Annotated in this window: 2 protein-coding genes; both read right to left on the bottom strand. The window is 64.6% G+C overall.

The genetic code is table 11. From position 1 onward, the window contains the following. Positions 1 to 370: 370 nt before the first annotated feature. Entirely contained in the window at positions 371 to 1,741 is a 1,371-nt protein-coding gene (locus MHZ91_RS28115; RefSeq protein ID WP_239216582.1) for a sigma-54 dependent transcriptional regulator, read from the bottom strand. 91 nt (positions 1,742 to 1,832) lie between these two features. Beyond that, the coding region (locus tag MHZ91_RS28120) for an ATP-binding protein (protein WP_370647902.1) at positions 1,833 to 3,759 on the bottom strand (1,927 nt) is incomplete at its 5' end.

Consider the following 3,759-nt stretch of genomic DNA (forward strand, 5'->3'; position numbering starts at 1 on the left):
GAACAGGACAGTGAAACGCCTTTGCGCCGATGATAGTGGACGGACGTCTGTGAAAGTAGGTCATCGTCAGGCTTTTATTGCTCAAAACCCCGCAGGTATCCCCTGCGGGGTTTTGTCTTTGGGGTGTCGGGAATAAGCGTCCAGCTGCATCGCCGGCGCGTGTCGAGCGGTGCCTATGCCTGACAACAGAAGCAGGTTGGGCGCGGGGCGCTAATACGTCGGCGCGGGGCGCGGCTATGCGCTGCTGGCCTCAAAACATCCTTGGTATATCGCTTTAATTAAGAAACCCCTCGCGGCTGGCGCCGCGAGGGGTTTTGTTTTGTTGCGAGGGGGATGGCATGCGCTGCAGCGGATTCTCGACGTGGCTGCTTTATACAGGGCTACGGGATCCGCCGACGTAATCCTGGCGGTCGATGCCGTGGCGTTGGAGTTTGTCGTAGAACGTCTTGCGCGGAATGCCTAGCGCGTCGAGTGTGGCCTTGATGTCGCCGCGGTGGGCGGTGAGGGCGTCGCGGATGATTTGCGCTTCGATCTGCTCCATGCGTTCCGGAAGGCTGAGGGCGCCCGCTTGCGGTTGGACAGGCTCAGGTGCGGAGCTATTGAGAACCCCAAGCACGAAACGTTCTGCGAAGTGCGCGAGTTCGCGAACGTTGCCGGGCCAGTCGTGCGTCATCAGGTGTTGGCGGATCGAGGCGGGCATGTCGGGGATGTCACGCTGGAATCGGCGTGAGGCGTGGCCGAGGTAGTGAGCGAAGAGCAGCGGGATGTCCTCACGGCGTTCCCGCAACGGTGGGAGGCGGATCGTGACGACGTTGAGGCGGTAGAACAGATCTTCGCGGAACTTGGCGCGTATGGCGGGGCTACCTAGATCTTCTTTTGTGGCGGCGACAACGCGCAGGTCGAGATTGCGGACTTCGTTGCTGCCGAGCGGAGTGATCTGGCGTGATTCGAGCACGCGCAGCAGTTTGACCTGGACGGCGAGCGGCATGCTTTCGATTTCATCGAGAAACAGGGTGCCGCCGCTGGCATGTTCGATGCGGCCGATGCGTTTCTTTTGGGCGCCCGTGAAAGCGCCAGGCTCGTGACCGAAGAGTTCGCTTTCGATGACGCTTTCGGGCAAGGCCCCGCAATTGATGGCGACCAACGCACGGTGCCGGCGGCGGCTTAGGCGGTGCAGTGCGGTTGCGACGACTTCCTTGCCGGTGCCCGTTTCACCTTCAACGAGCACATCGACGTCGGCGTCTGCAATGTGGCGCAGCGTTTGTTTGATGCGCTGCATCGCGGGCGTGGTGCCGATGAACGGGACTTCGTCGGCTTCGACGGTAAAGGCGGCTTCGCGCAGGCGGCGGTTTTCGAGAACGAGGCGCCGCTTTTCGGCGGCATGGGTGATGGCGGCTACCAGTCGATCGGCCGGATAGGGCTTTGACAGGAAGTCGTACGCACCTTCCCGCATGCATTGAACTGCTGTGGCGATGTCGCCGTGGCCTGTGATCAGGATGACCGGAATGTCAGGGTCGATGGCGCGTAGCCGCTGGAAAAGCTCGAGGCCGTCGATATCAGGCATGCGGATATCCGTGACCACTACGCCGTCGAAATTCCGGTCCAGGGCCGGCAACGCAGCACGCGCGTTGGCGTGCGCCTCGACCGAGATGCCGTGAAGCTTCAGCGTTTGCTGGGCCGCGCGGCGCAGTTCGTCGTCGTCGTCAATGAACACGGCGTGGGGCGCGACGGGCCGTTGCATGCGGTCGTCCGTCACGTCCGCGACCTTTGCTGTATTCCGGGCATTTGCGGAATTTGCGGCAGTTGGGGCCTCGGCGGCGGGGGATTGAGGATCAGGGGCACGCGTCATGGTGAGTGCTCGGGGTGTGAGTTTGATCCGGCGCTTTGCGCAGGGTCAGAATGAACAAGGCGCCGGTCGCGGGCGCATGAGGGGACGGCAAGCTGGCATCGCCTGGGCGGGCGGCGCGGAGTTCGCCGCCGAACTCTGTGACGATGTCGCGGCTGATGACGAGGCCCAGGCCCATGCCGTCCGGCTTGGTCGTGTGAAAGGGGGTGAAGAGGCGGGCGCGGGCTTGGTCGGACAGGCCGGGGCCGTTGTCGTGAACCTGCAGCTGCACGGTGTCGCCGAGGTCTTGCAAGGCGATGATGATTCGCCCGTTCTGGACGCCTTCCAGCGCCTCGAGCGCGTTCTGCAGCAGATTGACCAGAACCTGCTCCAACCGAACGCGATTGGCCAGGACGTGGCAGTTCTGGTTGCGAGGCGGGCTTTGCAGCGTGACGCCTTGGCGGCGGGCGCGGGGACCCACGAGGAGAATCGCCCCTTCCAGAGCTTCCATCAGGTCGGTCGGGCCGACTGTTGCACCTGCCTTGCGCGAAAAGGCGCGAAGCTCGCCGGTGATGTGGCCGATTCGATCGGTCAGTGCGGCGATGGTGCTCAGGTTCTCCTGGACGGCGCTTTCGTCGCGCCGTCGCAGAAACTCGGCGGCATTGTCGGCGTAGGCGCGGATGGCAGCGACGGGCTGGTTGACCTCGTGCGCGACGCCGGCCGCGACCTGGCCCAGCAATGCCAGCTTGCTGGCTTGGACGAGTTCGTCCTTCATGGTGTGAAGCTGGGATTCGGCGCTTTGGCGTTCGTCCATTTCGTCGACGAGCTTGGCGTTCACGTCTCGCAGCTGCGCTGTGCGCTCGTCCACCAGCGCTGCGAGCTGTTGTTGAATCGCGGCCTGTTGCTCGGCGCGTTCCTGGTTGCGATGACGGCGGTACAGCACCACGCCGATCAGCGCGGCGAGCACGCTCTGCGTAAGTAATGCGCCGAGTTGGGCATTGGCGCTGGCCTGATTCATGGCCGCCTGCACCGGGGATAGCTGGTGCAGCGTCCAGCCGGGCGATTCGATGACCGGCAGGGTGGTGTGCAGCAGTGGAGCGCCGGCGGCGGCGCGGGGCAGCGCGTCGTCGGTGCGGATGAGTTGGCCGTTGCTGGCCGGTTGCAGGGGCGGTGTGACGGGAAGCGGTTGGAATTTTGCGTCACCGAACTGCAGGCTGGTGCGCAGCGTCTCTGCCAGCGCGGGTGACAGCGGCGCCAGTACCCTGAAGCGCCAGTCTGGAATATTGCCCAGCAACACCACGCCATGTTCGTCGGTCACGAAGATGACGGCGTTGGCTTGGCGCCAATCGGCCTCCAGATCCCGGAAGTCGACCTTCAAGACCACCACGCCCAGCATTGCGCCCTGCGCGTCGTCCACACGCCGCGACAGGTACAAGCCCGCTTCGTGGCTGACCGTGCCCAGTGCGAAGTGTTCGGCCGAGCCGTGCAGGACCGAACCTTGGAAGTAGGGGCGGAATTCGTAGTCCACGCCAACGAAGGTGGCCGGTTCGCGCCAATTGCTGGCGGCGATCGCCAGCCCTTTTTTGTCGAGCACGTAGATGGCGGAGGCGCCGACGCCGCGGCTGAGCGCTTCGAGCTTTTCGTCCAACGCCTCGATCTGCCTTGAACTGGCCCCTTGAAGCGCCGCGCGCAGGTCGACGTCCTGGGTCAGCACAAAGGGCAGCGCCCGGAATTTGTCGAGGTTGTTGCGCAGCAGGGCTGCGTTGATCTGGCCGGTGCTGCGGGCCTGGAGGGCGGCCTCGCGCAGCGCCCCGTCGCGCGCCCATTGGGTGGCGGTGTGCAGCGTGATCGCGACGATGCCGACGGCCAGCAGTGTCAGCGCGACGCGCCATGGCCAGGACCAGACGCGGGGAGCGGTGGGCGGGGGGAGGGGT

Source organism: Achromobacter sp. ACRQX (assembly GCF_022346505.1).
GTDB lineage: Bacteria > Pseudomonadota > Gammaproteobacteria > Burkholderiales > Burkholderiaceae_B > Achromobacter > Achromobacter animicus.

Coding starts and splice junctions, on each gene's coding strand:
- MHZ91_RS28115 (WP_239216582.1), bottom strand. CDS start 1,741: ATGCAACGGCCCGTCGCGCCCCACGCCGTGTTCATTGACGACGACGAC.